This is a genomic window from Streptomyces sp. NPDC029216, assembly GCF_040648015.1.
In the GTDB taxonomy this organism is placed as follows: Bacteria; Actinomycetota; Actinomycetes; order Streptomycetales; family Streptomycetaceae; genus Streptomyces.
Map to the genome: position 1 here is coordinate 1 of NZ_JBEZWL010000089.1, position 14,567 is coordinate 14,567.

At 73.2% G+C, this 14,567-nt stretch carries 12 protein-coding genes; 9 read left to right on the forward strand and 3 right to left on the reverse strand.

The features are described 5' to 3' along the window. From AB0F18_RS26705 to AB0F18_RS26715, 3 genes are all read right to left on the reverse strand, one after another. Window positions 1-1,286: DUF5667 domain-containing protein (locus tag AB0F18_RS26705; RefSeq protein ID WP_362064907.1), on the reverse strand; the 1,286-nt coding region annotated here is incomplete at its 3' end. A 242-nt stretch (window positions 1,287-1,528) separates the two neighbouring features. After that, entirely contained in the window at window positions 1,529-2,341 is an 813-nt protein-coding gene (locus tag AB0F18_RS26710) for an ECF subfamily RNA polymerase sigma factor, BldN family (protein WP_362064909.1), read from the reverse strand. A 341-nt stretch (window positions 2,342-2,682) separates the two neighbouring features. Then, the gene (locus AB0F18_RS26715; protein WP_362064911.1) at window positions 2,683-3,669 is read right to left on the reverse strand and encodes an HAD-IB family hydrolase; all 987 of its coding nucleotides are present in this window, start codon (window positions 3,667-3,669) and stop codon (window positions 2,683-2,685) included. Window positions 3,670-3,768: 99 nt separating this feature from the next. On the opposite strand from AB0F18_RS26715, the gene AB0F18_RS26720 reads away from it, so the two are divergent. The 9 genes from AB0F18_RS26720 (at window position 3,769) to AB0F18_RS26760 (ending at window position 14,499) form a co-directional block, all read left to right on the forward strand. Then, window positions 3,769-4,047 carry a glutaredoxin family protein gene (locus AB0F18_RS26720; RefSeq protein ID WP_042815778.1) on the forward strand — a complete coding sequence of 93 codons (279 nt, stop codon included), beginning with the start codon at window positions 3,769-3,771 and terminating at the stop codon, window positions 4,045-4,047. Window positions 4,048-4,320: 273 nt separating this feature from the next. Then, window positions 4,321-5,154: a redox-sensing transcriptional repressor Rex gene (locus AB0F18_RS26725; RefSeq protein ID WP_362064913.1), complete on the forward strand. Its 834-nt coding sequence runs from the start codon at window positions 4,321-4,323 to the stop codon at window positions 5,152-5,154. After that, complete coding sequence (locus AB0F18_RS26730; RefSeq protein WP_362064915.1) at window positions 5,151-6,929, forward strand: glutamyl-tRNA reductase; 1,779 nt, start codon at window positions 5,151-5,153, stop codon at window positions 6,927-6,929. Before AB0F18_RS26725 ends, AB0F18_RS26730 begins: the two co-directional genes overlap by 4 nt. Further along, a complete protein-coding gene (gene hemC / locus AB0F18_RS26735; RefSeq protein WP_362064917.1) occupies window positions 6,926-7,894 on the forward strand; it encodes a hydroxymethylbilane synthase in 969 nt (322 codons plus the stop codon). The genes AB0F18_RS26730 and hemC overlap by 4 nt, the downstream gene beginning before the upstream one ends. Then, window positions 7,891-9,561 carry a uroporphyrinogen-III synthase gene (locus tag AB0F18_RS26740; protein WP_362064919.1) on the forward strand — a complete coding sequence of 557 codons (1,671 nt, stop codon included), beginning with the start codon at window positions 7,891-7,893 and terminating at the stop codon, window positions 9,559-9,561. The genes hemC and AB0F18_RS26740 overlap by 4 nt, the downstream gene beginning before the upstream one ends. A gap of 166 nt (window positions 9,562-9,727) precedes the next feature. Continuing rightward, entirely contained in the window at window positions 9,728-10,084 is a 357-nt protein-coding gene (locus AB0F18_RS26745; RefSeq protein ID WP_362064921.1) for a hypothetical protein, read from the forward strand. Window positions 10,085-10,162: 78 nt separating this feature from the next. Beyond that, window positions 10,163-11,164, forward strand: a complete 1,002-nt coding sequence (gene hemB, locus AB0F18_RS26750) for a porphobilinogen synthase (RefSeq protein WP_362064923.1) — start codon at window positions 10,163-10,165, stop codon at window positions 11,162-11,164. A gap of 111 nt (window positions 11,165-11,275) precedes the next feature. Beyond that, window positions 11,276-11,866, forward strand: coding sequence for a TetR/AcrR family transcriptional regulator (locus AB0F18_RS26755; protein ID WP_362064925.1), 591 nt, complete (start codon window positions 11,276-11,278; stop codon window positions 11,864-11,866). A gap of 176 nt (window positions 11,867-12,042) precedes the next feature. Next, a complete protein-coding gene (locus tag AB0F18_RS26760) occupies window positions 12,043-14,499 on the forward strand; it encodes a tetratricopeptide repeat protein (RefSeq protein ID WP_362064927.1) in 2,457 nt (818 codons plus the stop codon). Window positions 14,500-14,567: the final 68 nt, after the last annotated feature.

Sequence of the window (14,567 nt, forward strand, 5' to 3'; positions counted from 1 at the left end):
GCCCCAGCAGCCGCGCCAGCGTCTTCGCGTTGGCGACCATGGGGTAGATCTCCTCCGCCCCCACGATCGAACACGGCACGATCGGCGTCCTCCGCCTGGATGCCCAGGCCCGGGAGCAGGTTCGGGAGGAGGGGCGGGATGGTGATGTCCGGCTGGGGGAGGCCCGGGGCCACCGGAGTGGCCGGGGTGGACTGGCCCGGTGCCGGGGGGTGCAGCAGGTCGCCCGTGCCGCCCAGGAGGCCCGTTCCGGGGGCCGGGGCCTGGCTGCTGGGCGCGGCGGGGGCCGCCGGCTGCGAGGGAGCTCCGGACGCGGGGGCGGACTGCTGGTGCTTGCCCGGTGCCGGGGTGTCCGCGCCGGTGGGGCCGGAGCCCTGTCCGCCGCGGTTCTGCTCCGGGGCCTTCGGCAGGAGGCCCCGGAGCGGCTCCACGTCATCGTCTATGGCCTGGAAGACCGAGGTCACCTGGTCGCCGACGTCGTGGAGCTGGGGCGGGAGGTTGGAGCGGAGCCGGCCCCAGGCGTCGCGGTGCGAGCGGGAGAACGAGGACAGGGCCTGGATCGGGCCGAGCGAGCCGTCCCGTTCGTAGGCCGCCTGGAGGAGCCGGTGGCCCTCCGCCGCGTCGTGTTTCATGCCCGCCAGGGCGAGCCGGATCTGGCCCAGGACCTCGTGGTCCAGGGGGCCCGATCGGCCGCGCTCCATCAGCCTGCGCGCCTCCGACAGGCGGTTCGAGGCGCGGTCGAGGTAGAGCTCGCCCCGGTCCGCGTCCTCGTCGGCCATGCCCAGCTTGAGGTCCTCCATGCCCAGTTTGACCGGGTAGAGGGAGTCACCGGGCAGGGCGTCGGTGCTGGCAGCGGCCACTCCGCTGAAGGCCCCTGCGGCCACACCCACGGTGAGGCCGCCCGCTGCGATGCCCTTGGACCAGCGGGAGCGGGGCCGCAATTTCCGGAGCGAGGTCGCCCGGTGGGCGCCGCGGCCGGTCCGCTGCTCGGGCACCTGAGGGTCCGCGGCGGCACCGCCCCCGGCCCTCTCCTCCATCACCATGGCCTCCATGGCGGCGACGAGCTGTGCTCGTTGCACCACTTTGACCTCGGGGTCCAGCACCGGGCGCGGCATTCTTTCGCCGAGCACGCTCGCCAGGGCCAACAGCCGGTCGTGGTCGGCAGATTCGGCAGGTGCCTCGGACTGCTCGGCCGCCGGTTCCGGTTCCGAAAGGTCGGACGGTGTCCGATCCTCCAGGGCCTGGGCGAAGGCGTTCGCCCGCCGGTGCGGAGTCACGTTCGCGATCACTGGCGGCACCTCCTCTCGTCATGACGATCGACTCCCCAAGGTGTCCGGAAGGTTGCCTTCCTTGAGCACATCCACACTTTCGTGTGAGCGGCTTCGGGCAAGGCGTGTCCACAGGGAGCCTGCATTCCGCACAACGAGCGGCGCGGCACTTGGGTTACGGACGAAGGATGATCGGACCACAGCGTCATCGAGGGGTCACCGGGTGTGAGGTTGTCGTGTCGTGGGGCGGCGTGTTCGCCGGGTCAGCGGGCGTCGTCCGGCAGCAGGCGGGCCAGGGTGCGGACCGCGCGGTACTGGAGCGTTTTGATCGCGCCCTCGTTCTTCCCCATGACCCGGGCGGTCTCGGCGACCGAGAGGCCCTGGAGGAAGCGCAGGGTCACGCACTCCTGCTGCTGCGGGTTGAGCTTGCGGACGGCTTCGAGCAGGGCCGCGTTGGACAGGGACTCCAGGACGGAGTCCTCGGGGCTGCGCTCCACCTCGTTGGCGTCGAGCATCTCGCCGGTGGTGACCTCCAGGCGGAAGCGGCTGGACTTGAAGTGGTCCGCCACCAGGTTCCGCGCGATGGTCACCAGCCAGGCGCCGAAGTCGCGGCCCTGCCAGGTGAAGGTGGAGATGCGGCGCAGCGCGCGCAGGAAGGTCTCGCTGGTGAGATCCTCCGCGGTCGCCTTGCCGCCGACGCGGTAGTAGATGTAGCGGTACACCGTGTCGCTGTACTGGTCGTAGAGGCGGCCGAAGGCCTCGGCCTCGCCCGCCTGGGCGCGTTCGACCAGGTCCATCATGCGGGCCTGGTCGCTGTCCGCCGTGGGGCGGCGGGCGGTGGGCGCGCTCGTGCCGCCGCCGGCGGCGGACCCCGCGCTGGCGCGACCGCGTCTGCCCACCGTCGCTCCGCCGTCGGTCAGGGCGTAGCAGGGACCGGCCGGGCCGAGGCCGGCAGGGACCGCGGCGGCGAGGGCGGGGACGGCGTACGCGGTGGGGACGAAGCCGCGCAGGTGGTCGAGGACCGTTGCGCGCAGCGTAGCCAGGCCCGAGGCGTCAACCCCGACAGGTGGGTACACGGGACTCCCAGAGGCAGAGCTTCCATCACGTGCAGTGCGGGACCGTTCACCCGTCGTGGCGACAGGCGGGCGGCGGCATGCGTTTGAGGAGAATAACGCTTCGTACAGGCAGTGCTACACCCAGTTGCTGAAATCACCGGTTCCGACACTTCTGTTGCGTGTCGAGGGCATATTCAGTCCTGGTTGGCGATCACTTACTGATCACTTGGGTGCGCGGATTGGAAGCTTCCGGGGCGTCTCACGACCGAGTCGGGCATGCCGGAGTGCCGCGCCGACGGCGCGGGTAGAGGGGTGCGAATGTGCGCCGCCCCGCCCCTGGAAGGGGGCGGGGCCCGGCGTTGCTACTTGCGGCGGCGGTGCAGGGCGATGGCGGCGGCCGCGCCGCCCGCGATCGCGCCGACCCCGGCGGCGGCCGGGACGCCGACCTTCACGGCCTTGCGTCCGGTCCGATAGTCGCGCAGCCGCCAGTCGTGTGCACGGGCATGCTTGCGCAGTTTTGTATCGGGATTGATCGCGTACGGATGCCCGACCAGCGACAGCATCGGGATGTCGTTGTGCGAATCGCTGTACGCCGCGCAGCGCGCGAGGTCCAGGTCCTCGGCGGCGGCCAGCGCGCGCACCGCCTCGGCCTTGGCGGGGCCGTGCAGGGGCTCGCCGACGAGGCGGCCGGTGTAGATGCCGTCGACGGACTCGGCGACGGTGCCCAGTGCGCCGGTCAGGCCGAGGCGGCGGGCGATGATCGTGGCCGTCTCGACGGGGGCGGCGGTGACGAGCCAGACCTTCTGGCCGGCGTCGAGGTGGGCCTGGGCCAGGGCGCGGGTGCCCGGCCAGATCCGCTCCGCCATGTACTCGTCGTAGATCTCCTCGCCGATCGCCATGAGTTCGGAGACCTTGTGGCCCTTGACGATGGACAGGGCGCTGTCGCGGGCGTCCTGCATGTGGTCGGGGTCCTCGACCCCGGCGAGCCGGAACCAGGCCTGCTGCCAGGCGAAGCGGGCCAGTTCGCGGCGGCGGAAGAACTCGCGCTTGTAGAGGCCGCGGCCGAAGTGGAAGATCGCGGCGCCCTGCATGACGGTGTTGTCGAGGTCGAAGAAGGCGGCGGCGAGGTCGTCGCCGGGGACCGGGAACGCGGGCTCCGCCGCGGTCTCGGCGGTGTCGGTTCCGGTTCCGCTTGCGGTCTCGGGGGCCTCCGGCGCCGTCGGGGCGGCGTGCGGTGGGGCGTCGGGCCGCGCGGTCTTGCGTGCGGCCTCGGCCGAGGCCTCGCCTGCCAGCACGCTCCGCGCTGTCGCGGAGCGTCTACGGGGGGTGAGCCATCCCAGAGCGGCCATGACGCGAGCATAGCCACTGTGTTCGGGAGTTCCCGAACCGCCGGGAAACAGGGCGGTTAACTCTTCGGGCACGGCGCCCCGGGGCGGGACAATGGCGGCATGAGCCCTTTGCTGCGCCGTAAGGAAAAGAAGCGTCCCGACGAGCGGATGGTCACGCTCATCGGGAAGCCGGGGTGCCATCTGTGCGACGACGCCCAGGAAGTGATCGAGAAGGTGTGCGCCGAGACCGGTGCGCAGTGGGAGAAGAAGGACATCTCGCAGGACGAAGAGCTCTACCGCCGGCACTGGGAACAGATTCCGGTCGTGCTGGTGGACGGCGAACAACACACCTTCTGGAGGGTGAACCCCGACCGGCTCCGACGCGCATTGGGAGCCTGACCCTCCGGGCCGTTACCATCATGGGCGATTTATGGGGACTCGGGGGCGTATCGATGAGGAGTGTGTACCGCTTTGCCCCCCTCGGGATTTGAACGGGTTCGGCCCGTTCCCGGGTCAGGCCCCGCGCGCCCAGGCCGCGTGACCCCGGTCACTTTGCTCGGACAAAGCGGACACAATCTTTGTGCACGCGTTCACAAAGACATAGCCTGCTTTCGACGGGGCGGTCCTGGGACACGAGGCCGCCTACAGCCCCGCTCATCCCGCAGGAGCATCGTGGCAACTGGCCGAACTCACCGACCGGCGACCCGCAGCCGAGGTATTCCCGAGGCCACTGTCGCCCGGCTTCCGCTGTACCTGCGCGCGCTGACCGCGCTCTCCGAGCGCTCGGTGCCCACGGTGTCCTCCGAGGAGCTCGCGGCCGCCGCCGGAGTCAACTCCGCGAAGCTGCGCAAGGACTTCTCGTACCTCGGTTCCTACGGCACGCGGGGCGTGGGCTACGACGTCGAGTACCTCGTCTACCAGATCTCCCGCGAGCTGGGCCTGACCCAGGACTGGCCCGTCGTCATCGTCGGCATCGGCAACCTCGGCGCCGCCCTGGCCAACTACGGCGGTTTCGCCTCCCGCGGCTTCCGCGTGGCCGCGCTGATCGACGCCGACCCGGCGATGGCCGGGAAGCCGGTGGCGGGGATGCCGGTGCAGCACACCGATGACCTGGAGAAGATCATCGAGGAGAACGGTGTGTCGATCGGGGTCATCGCGACTCCGGCGGGCGCCGCGCAGCAGGTGAGCGAGCGGCTGATCGCAGCCGGTGTCACGTCCATCCTGAACTTCGCGCCCACCGTGCTGTCGGTGCCGGAGGGCGTCGACGTGCGGAAGGTCGACCTGTCGATCGAGCTCCAGATCCTGGCCTTCCACGAGCAGCGCAAGGCCGGTGAGGAGACCGCGGGTGCCGCGGAGGCCTCCGAGGCCGCCCCGGGTGCGGGTGCGGGTGCCGGTGGGACCGGGGCCGCGCCTGCGGCCGCCGTCGAGCCGCCGGCCGGGCGGGGCGCCGCCGCCTCGCGCAAGGGCGGGCCCGAGGGCGACGTCCCGGCGGTGATGCCGGCATGAGTCTGCTCGTCGTTGGCCTGAGCCACCGCAGCGCGCCCGTGAGCGTGCTGGAGCGGGCCTCGCTGTCCGCCGACGCCAAGGTCAAGCTGCTGCACGACACCCTCGCCGCCGAGCCGGCGGCCGAGGCGACCGTGCTGGCCACCTGCAACCGGATCGAGCTGTACGCCGACGTGGACAAGTTCCACGCCGGTGTCGCCGAGCTGTCCACGCTGCTGGCCCAGCACAGCGGGGTCGCGCTGGAGGAGCTCACCCCGTACCTGTACGTCCACTACGAGGACCGGGCGGTGCACCACCTGTTCTCGGTGGCGTGCGGGCTGGACTCGATGGTCGTGGGCGAGGGGCAGATCCTCGGGCAGATCAAGGACGCGCTGGCGCTGGGGCAGGAGCTCCACACCGCCGGGCGGCTGATCAACGACCTCTTCCAGCAGGCGCTGCGGGTCGGCAAGCGGGCGCACTCGGAGACCGGGATCGACCGGGCCGGGCAGTCGCTGGTGACCTTCGGTCTGGAGCAGCTGGCCGTGCGCGAGCCGGTCGAGGAGTGGGCCGCCGGGAAGCGGGCGCTGGTGATCGGCGCCGGGTCGATGTCCTCGCTGGCCGCCGCCACGCTGGCGCGGGTGGGGGTCGCGGAGATCGCCGTGGCGAACCGGACCGCGGAGCGGGCGGAGCGTCTTGCGGAGATTCTGGTTGCCTCGGGCACCGGTGTGGCCGCGCGGGCGGTTCCGATGTCCGCCGTCGCGGCGGAGCTCGGGCGGGCCGATGTAGTGGTGTCCTGTACGGGGGCCACCGGGTTGGTGCTGACCGGGGACGACGTTGCCGCTGCGGTGGCGGGCCCTGCGGGGCTTTCCCCCACCCCGCCCCTTCCCGAAACCGGGGCTGCGCCCCGGACCCCCTGGGGGCTCCGCCCCCAGACCCCAGCGCCTCAAACGTCGGCGGGGCTGGAATTGGCTGATGCTGGAGCGTCCGCGCCCGTTGCGTCGGGCTTGGCAGCCGGGATCGACGCCGGCGTTCTGGCTCGGCTCGTTGCCGCTGCCGAGGGTGGGCGGCGGTTGGCTGATGCCGGGGCCGCTCGGACCATTGCTCCCTCCGGGCAGGCTGTTGAGGTGTGTCCCGTGGACGTGCCGGCCGGGGACGGGCGGTCCGCGCTCGCCGGGGTCGATGCGAGCTCGCTGGAGCTGCACGGGGCCTGGGCCGATCAGGGGGAGGCCGCCGCGCAGCGGCAGCCGCGGCGGGGGAGCCGGAGTCAGGTCGACGGGGCTCCCGTGCGGCTCGCGCTGCTCGACCTGGCCATGCCGCGGGATATCGATGCCGCCGTGCACCGGATCCCGGGCGTGCGGCTCGTCGACATCGAGAGCCTCGCCGAAGCGTCTGCCGACGCGCCGATGGCGGCCGACGTCGACGCCGTGCGCGCGATCGTGGCCGAGGAGGTGGCCGCGTTCGGCGCCGCGCAGCGGGCCGCGCACATCACCCCGACCGTCGTCGCCCTGCGGGCGATGGCCGCCGAGGTCGTCGCCATGGAGGTGGCGCGGCTCGACGGGCGGGTACCCGACCTCGACGAACGGCAGCGCGCGGAGGTCACCCAGACCGTGCGCCGCGTCGTCGACAAGCTCCTGCACGCGCCGACCGTGCGCGTGAAGCAGCTCGCGAGCGAGCCCGGCGGCGCCGGGTACGCCGAGGCGCTGCGTGAACTCTTCGACCTCGACCCTCAGACGGTGGCATCCGTCAGCCGGGCGGACGCGGCCGATCCGAAGAACGACGACCCAGGACGGGCATCATGAACTCACGTCCCGACCAGCCCCTCCGGCTTGGCACGCGGCGCAGCAAGCTGGCCATGTCCCAGTCCGGGCACGTCGCCGAGGCGGTCCGGGCGGTCACCGGCCGGCCCGTGGAGCTCGTGGAGATCACGACGTACGGCGACGTGTCCCGTGAGAACCTCGCGCAGATCGGCGGCACCGGCGTGTTCGTCACCGCGCTGCGCGACGCGCTGCTGCGCGGCGAGGTCGACTTCGCCGTGCACTCGCTGAAGGACCTGCCGACCGCGCAGCCCGACGAGCTGGTCATCGCGGCCATGCCGAAGCGGGAGGACCCGCGCGACGCCCTCGTGGCGCGTGACGGGCTGACCTTCGAGCAGCTCCCTGACGGGGCCCGGATCGGTACCGGGTCGCCGCGGCGGATGGCGCAGCTGTACGCGTACGCCAAGGGGCTGGGGAAGTCGATCGAGTGCGTCGCCATCCGCGGCAACGTCGACACCCGGATCGGGTTCGTGCGGGACGGGGAGCTCGACGCGGTCGTGCTCGCCGCCGCCGGGCTGAACCGGATCGGCCGGGGTGACGAGGCGACCGACCTGCTGTCGGTCGACAACGTGCTGCCCGCGCCCGGTCAGGGGGCCCTGGCCGTGGAGTGCCTGGCCTCCGACGAGGAGCTCGTCGCCGCGCTCGGCCGGCTCGACGACCCGCACACCCGCGCCGCCGTGACCGCGGAGCGCGCCCTGCTCGCCGCCCTGGAGGCCGGCTGCAGTGCGCCCGTGGGCGCGCTCGCCGATCTGCTGGCCGACGGTCAGATTGTCAATGAAATGCGCCTGCGTGGTGTCGTCGGAACCGTTGACGGTTCCACGCTGGTGCAGCTGTCCACCACCGGTCCCGTGCCCCAGTCGTACGACGAGGCCATGGCGCTCGGCCGTGAACTCGCGGACGAGATGCTGGCCAAGGGCGCGGCCGGTCTGATGGGGGAGCGATCCCTTTGAACCCCTCAAGCCCCACCACCTCCGCGTTCCCGGCCGTCGCGGTCCGAGGACTGGTCACCTTCCTGGGTGCCGGTCCCGGCGACCCGGGTCTGCTGACGCTGCGCGCCGTCGAGGCGCTCGCCGCCGCGGACGTACTGATCGCCGAGCCCGAGGTGCTCGACGTCGTACGGACCCACGCGCGCGCGGGTGTCGACGCGCCGCAGCTGACGGTCGCTGACGAGAAGTCAGCCGCCGCCGGGGTCCCGGTGATCCGCGACGCCGCCAATCTTGTCATGGAGGCCGCGCGCTCCGGCAGGCGGGTCGTCCGTGCCGTCACCGGCGACCCGGGGCTCGACGGGAACGCGGCCGCCGAGATGCTGGCCTGCGCGAACGAGGGGATCCCCTTCGAGGTCGTGCCCGGTGTCGCGACCGCCGTCGGCGTGCCCGCGTACGCGGGTGTGCCGCTGCGCGGTGACAAGGGCGCGGACGTGCGCTTCGTGGACGCCCGGCACGCCTCGGCGCGCTGCTGGAGCGAGGTGGGGGCGAGCGAGGGCAGCGTGGTGGTCGTCTCCGCCACGCTGGAGACGGTCGCCGCCGCGGCCGCCGAGCTGGTGTCGGCCGGCCGCAAGCCCGAGACCCCGCTGACGGTGACCGTCGGCGGTACGACGACCCGGCAGCGGACCTGGACCGCGACGCTGGGCACCATCGCGCAGGTGTTCAAGCAGGGCAAGGTGCTCCCCTCGCCCGAGGGCTCGCGGCCGGTCATAGCCGTGGTCGGTGAGCAGGGTGCGGCCGCGCGCCGCGAGGAGCTGGCCTGGTTCGAGTCGAAGCCGCTGTTCGGCTGGCGGGTCCTCGTACCACGCACCAAGGAGCAGGCCGCTTCGCTCTCCGACCAGCTGCGTTCGTACGGCGCGGTGCCGCACGAGGTGCCGACCATCGCCGTGGAGCCGCCGCGCACCCCGCAGCAGATGGAGCGGGCGGTCAAGGGCCTGGTGACGGGCCGCTACGAGTGGATCGCCTTCACCTCGGTGAACGCGGTCAAGGCGGTGCGGGAGAAGTTCGAGGAGTACGGGCTCGACGCGCGTGCCTTCGCGGGCATCAAGGTCGCCGCGGTCGGCGAGCAGACGGCGGCCGCGCTGGTCGAGTTCGGCGTGAAGCCGGACCTGGTGCCGAGCGGTGAGCAGTCGGCCGCCGGGCTGCTGGAGGACTGGCCGCCGTACGACCCGGTCTTCGACCCGATCGACCGCGTCTTCCTGCCGCGGGCCGACATCGCGACCGAGACGCTGGTGGCCGGGCTGATAGAGCTCGGCTGGGAGGTGGACGACGTCACGGCCTACCGGACCGTGCGCGCGTCGCCGCCGCCGGCGGACACGCGTGAGGCGATCAAGGGCGGCGGCTTCGACGCCGTTCTCTTCACGTCGTCGTCGACCGTGCGGAACCTGGTCGGTATCGCGGGCAAGCCGCACAACGTGACCGTCATCGCCTGTATCGGTCCGGCGACGGCCAAGACGGCGGAGGAGCACGGCCTGCGCGTGGACGTGCTGTCGCCGGAGCCGAGCGTGAGCAAGCTGGCGGAGGCGCTGGCCGCGTACGGGGAGGCCCGCCGGGAGGCGGCCAAGGAGGCCGGCGAGACCGTGTCCCGGCCGAGCGAGCGCCGTCCGGGCGCGCGGCGCCGTCGTACGACGTGAGCGGCTTAGCGGCGTCAGCCGGGTGGTTGGTGGCGGGAGGGGTCCGGGTGCGCAGAGCGCCCGGGCCCCTTCGGCGTGTGCGGGTACCCGGGCGGGGCCGAGCTGAGTAGCGGGTTGAGTAGCCGCGCGGATTCCGGTGGGGCGCGGGGCGCGGTTCAGTGGGGGCATGACCGAGAACCTCCTCGCCGGCGATGCCCCGGCCCGGCGGGCCTTCGTGGCGCCGCTGGTCTCCACGCTGCTGACGCTGCCGATGGCCCTGCTGTCGCTGTTCTACGCGGGGATGTCGCCGATGGCCTGCGACTCCTGCGACACGCAGGCCGCCCATGCCTTCGACGCCAGTTTCCAGACCGCGTGGCCGGTGTTCATGGCGGGGCTGGTGGGTGTGCTGGTGCTGCTGGTGTGGTGCTGGGCGCTGCCGTGGCGGGTGCGCAACGCGGCCCGGCGGGTGGGGCTGGCGTTCGCCGCGCCGGGGCTGGTGGTGCTGAACACGGCCGTCTTCTCGGTGCTGCTCGACTGGCCGTAGTGCTGGGCGCGGGGGCCGGGGAGGGACGGCCTAGTCTGGGGGGCGACTGCTGTCGATGCTCGAAGAGGCGACTAGAAGATGAGCGCGTACGGATCCTTCCCCGGCTCGCGGCCCCGTCGGCTGCGCACCACCCCGGCGATGCGGCGGATGGTCGCGGAGTACCGGCTGCACCCCTCGGACCTGATCCTGCCGGCGTTCGTCCGGGAGGGCATCAGCGAGCCGCTGCCGATCTCGGCGATGCCGGGCGTGGTCCAGCACACCCGGGACACGCTGCGGAAGGCCGCCGTCGAGGCGGTCGAGGCGGGCGTTTCGGGGATCATGCTCTTCGGGGTCCCGGCGGACGAGAACAAGGACGCGCTGGGCACGGCCGGCACCGAGCCGGACGGCATCCTGCAGGTGGCGATCCGCGATGTGAAGGCCGAGGTCGGCGACGACCTGGTGATCATGTCGGACCTGTGCCTGGACGAGTACACCGACCACGGCCACTGCGGGGTGCTGGACGCGGACGGCCGCGTGGACAACGACGCCACGCTGGAGCGGTACGCGGAGATGGCCCAGGTCCAGGCCGACGCGGGCGTCCACGTGGTGGGCCCGAGCGGCATGATGGACGGCCAGGTCGGGGTGATCCGCGACGCGCTGGACGAGACGGGCCACGAGGACGTGTCGATCCTCGCCTACACCGCCAAGTACTCCTCCGCCTTCTACGGCCCCTTCCGCGAGGCCGTCGCCTCCTCCCTCCAGGGCGACCGCAAGAGCTACCAGCAGGACCCGGCGAACGCCCGCGAGTCCCTGCGGGAGCTGGCGCTGGACCTGGAGGAGGGCGCCGACATGGTCATGGTCAAGCCGGCGGGCCCGTACCTGGACATCCTGTACCGGGTCGCCGAGGCGGTGGACGTGCCGGTGGCGGCGTACCAGATCAGCGGCGAGTACGCGATGATCGAGGCGGCCGCGGAGAAGGGCTGGGTCGAGCGCGACCGGGCCATCCTGGAGACCCTGCTCGGCATCAAGCGGGCGGGCGCGGACACGATCCTGACGTACTGGGCGACCGAGGTCGCGGGCTGGCTGCGCAACGAGCGCTGAGCCGGGCGCGTTTGTGGGGCGAGGGGGTGCGGGCCCGGTGCGCGGGCCGGCGCCCCCTCGCCCCGTTCCAGAAGAATGTTCCGGTTCTGGCGGGTGTCCTACGCTGGCCGCATGTCGAAGCAACAGCGTGGCGCGGCCACCGTCGACCAGCTCCTGACCGCCGCCCTGCGCGTGTACGCCGAGTCGGGCCAGCAGGGTTTCACCGTCCAGGCCGTGACGGCCGCCAGCGGGGTCAGCCTCGGCAGCCTCTACCACCACTTCGGCAGCTTCGACGGCCTCGCCGCCGCCCTGTACATCCGGTGCATGGGCGGGCTCTTCGACGCCATGACGGAGGCCGTGACGCGCTGCCGGACCGCGCGGACCGGGGTACGGGCCCTGGTGAAGGCGTACCTGGAGTTCACCCGGGACCACCGGGACGCCGCGCTCTTCCTGCACGCCTCCGCCTACTCCGGCTACCTCGCGGGGCACGCGACGGAGATCAGCACCGCCAAGGAGGCCCAACTCGGGCCGCTGATGGCCTGGATGGGGGCCCGGATGACGAAGGGCGAGATCCGGCCGATCCCCGCAGCGGTGGTCGAGGTGATGGTGATGGGCCCGACCGCCGAGACGGCCAAGCGGTGGCTGGCCAGTACCTACGAAATGGACCTCGACCAGGCGGTGAAGCACCTGCCGGAGGCCATCTGGCGGTCCCTCCAGCCCTGACGGGATATGGCCCCTGCCGCCTTCTTTCTAGAAGATCTTTCTAGAAAAAACTTCCACTAGTGCGGTCGGGAGGGCCACACTTGCCGTGCGCCCCTCCGGGTCCCGTGGGGGAGGACCCGGGGGGACGGTTTTCGCGTTCGCCTGAGGGGGGCCGGGGTCGGTGCCATCGTGGGGGGATGGGGTGGCAGTGGGCTCGGGCCGAGGGGAACAGCCGGATCACGCAGGTGGGCGGGGACCTGCACGTCCACCTGCCCGCGGGCGGCCTGGGGCCGCAGGCGCCACGGGGCCTGCCCGACGGGCCCGCGGAGCTGGTCGGGCGGCGGGAGCCGGCGGCCGGGCTGATGGAGGTGCTCGCGCCCGGCGGGCCGGCCGTCGCCGTGGTCCACGGGATGCCCGGCGTCGGGAAGAGCGCCCTGGCCGTCACCGTCGCCCAACGGGCGCTGGAGGCCGGGTGGTTCGAGGGCGGGGTGCTGTACGTGACCCTGCGCGGGTACGACCCCGCCGGACCGGTCGACGCGGGCGGGGCGGTGGCCGCGCTGCTGGTCCAGCTCGGGGTCCGGCAGGAGGACCTCCCGCCCACCCGGGAGGGGCGGCTGGCCCTGTACCGGTCGGAGTTGGCGGCGCGGGCCGGGGGCGGGCGGCGGGTGCTGGTCGTCGCCGATGACGCCGCCGAGGTGGGGCAGGTGCGCGACCTCGTCCCGGCCGGGGGCGGCCACCGGCTGCTGGTGACCTCCCGGCACCGGCTGGTCGCCCCCGGGTTCGAGGCGCGGCTGCTCCCGCTGGACGAGCTCGCGGTCGAGGCCGCCCGTGAACTCCTCGCGGGCGCGCTGCTGCGCGTACGGCCGGACGACCCCCGGCCCGGACGGGAGCCCGGGGCGCTGGCCGAGGTCGCCGAGCGGTGCGGCCGGCTGCCGCTGGCCCTGACCGTGGCGGGAGCCCTGCTCGCCGACGACCCGGGGACGGCCGTCGCGGAGCTGGCGCGGCGGCTCGCCGATGCCCGGACCCGTCTGGAGGCGCTGAGCTTCTCCGACGGGGCGGGCCTGTCGGTGGGCGTACGGGCCGCGCTGGACCTGTCGTACGCCCGGCTCCCGGCGGACCAGGCCCGGCTGCTGCGGCTGCTGACCGTGGACCCCGGGGTGGACTGGCCCCTGGTCAACGCGGCCGTGCTCGCGCATGCGGGGGGCCCGCCGGTGGTCGTGGACGAAGAACTGCTGGACACGGCGCGCGGGCTGCTGGCCGGGCTGGTCCGGGCGGGCCTGCTGGTGGAGGAACACCCGGGGGCCCTCCGCTGGCGGGTGCACGACCTGGTCCGGCTCCACGCCACGGAGCAGGGCGAGCGCCTCGCGGCCGAGGACGACCGGGAGGCGGCCACGGACAGGCTGCTGAACGCGCTGGTGACGCTGCTGTCCGACGCGGACGTGGTCCTGCGGGCCCGGTCGGAAGCCGACCGGTTCACGGTCTTCCCCGACGTCCCGACCGCCATGGCCTGGCTCGACGCGGAATGCGAGCACCTGATCGCCGCCGCCCGGCTGGCCGCCGCCACCGGCCGGGCGGGCGAGTCCATCGCCTTCGCCCGCGGGCTCACCGAGTACCTGGAACGCCGGCACCGCTTCGCGGACGCGCTGGAACTGCACCGGTCGGCGCTGGCCGAGGCCCGGCGGGTGGGGAACCCGGAGGCGGAGATGATGCTCACCTGCGGCATCGGGTCCGCCCTGATGGAGACCTGGCGCGTGGCGGAGGCGCTGGAGCTCCTGGAGCCGGCCGTCGCCGCCTACGCGGAGCGCGGCGAGGACCCCCGCCTGCTGGCGCTGGGCTGCGACCTGCTGGCCGCGGCCCTGCGCACCGCCGACCGTTTCGACGAGGCCCTGGAGCTCAACGAAAGGGCCCTTGAGATCGCCCGCGCGCTGGAGGACGGGCAGATGGAGGGCCAGGCCCTGAGCTCCGCCGCCAGGACCCTCTTCCGCGCGGGCCGCGCCGAGGAGGCCATCGGCGCGCTGCAACGGGCCGCCGTCCTGCTGGACGCGGCCGGGGACGCGCACGGGGTCGCCAGGGTGACGGACAACCTGGGCAACTACCTCTCCCAGCTCGGCCGCCACCAGGAGGCGATCGACGCCCACGACCGGGGCCTGAACCTGTACCTGCAGGCCCGTGACCCGGTCGGTGTGGCCGGCGCCCTCCACCTGCTGGGCAACGCCCTCATGGACGCCGGCAGCGTCCCGCAGTCGATCCTCGCCCAGCAGGACGCCGCCGCCCGCTACATCGAGCTCGGCGACACCTACGGCGAAGGCCTGGCCCTGCTGAACATGGGCGCCGCCCAAGGCGGCCTCGGCCGGTACCGGGAGGCGGTGGAGACACTGACGCGGGCGTCGGAGCTGCTGGCCCGGCACGACGACCCGGCCATGGCCACCCGGGCGGTGTTCCTCCTCGGCGTGACCCTGGCGATGTGGGGCCGTTTCGCGGACGCGGAGCCGCTGCTGGCCGACGCGGTGGCCCGGATGGCCGCGGAAGGCGACCCCGAGCGGCAGGCGGAGGTCGAGTACGTCCTCGCGCAGGTCCGCGCGAAGCTCGCCCGGCGCGGTCCGCTGGCGCGGCTGCGGGGCCGGTTCGGGAGGACCGGGGGCGGCCGCCCCTGATCCCGCCAAAGTTTTTCCCCGGGAGCTGTCACATTCGCCCCGCGAGATCGGTCAGTGCGGTGAGAGCA

Bases quoted from the DNA above. Each gene is read 5' to 3' on its own strand.
- AB0F18_RS26715 (WP_362064911.1), bottom strand. From the start codon at position 3,669: ATGGCCGCTCTGGGATGGCTCACCCCCCGTAGACGCTCCGCGACAGCG.
- AB0F18_RS26720 (WP_042815778.1), top strand. From the start codon at position 3,769: ATGAGCCCTTTGCTGCGCCGTAAGGAAAAGAAGCGTCCCGACGAGCGG.
- AB0F18_RS26730 (WP_362064915.1), top strand. From the start codon at position 5,151: ATGAGTCTGCTCGTCGTTGGCCTGAGCCACCGCAGCGCGCCCGTGAGC.
- hemC (WP_362064917.1), top strand. From the start codon at position 6,926: ATGAACTCACGTCCCGACCAGCCCCTCCGGCTTGGCACGCGGCGCAGC.
- AB0F18_RS26745 (WP_362064921.1), top strand. From the start codon at position 9,728: ATGACCGAGAACCTCCTCGCCGGCGATGCCCCGGCCCGGCGGGCCTTC.
- hemB (WP_362064923.1), top strand. From the start codon at position 10,163: ATGAGCGCGTACGGATCCTTCCCCGGCTCGCGGCCCCGTCGGCTGCGC.
- AB0F18_RS26755 (WP_362064925.1), top strand. From the start codon at position 11,276: ATGTCGAAGCAACAGCGTGGCGCGGCCACCGTCGACCAGCTCCTGACC.
- AB0F18_RS26760 (WP_362064927.1), top strand. From the start codon at position 12,043: ATGGGGTGGCAGTGGGCTCGGGCCGAGGGGAACAGCCGGATCACGCAG.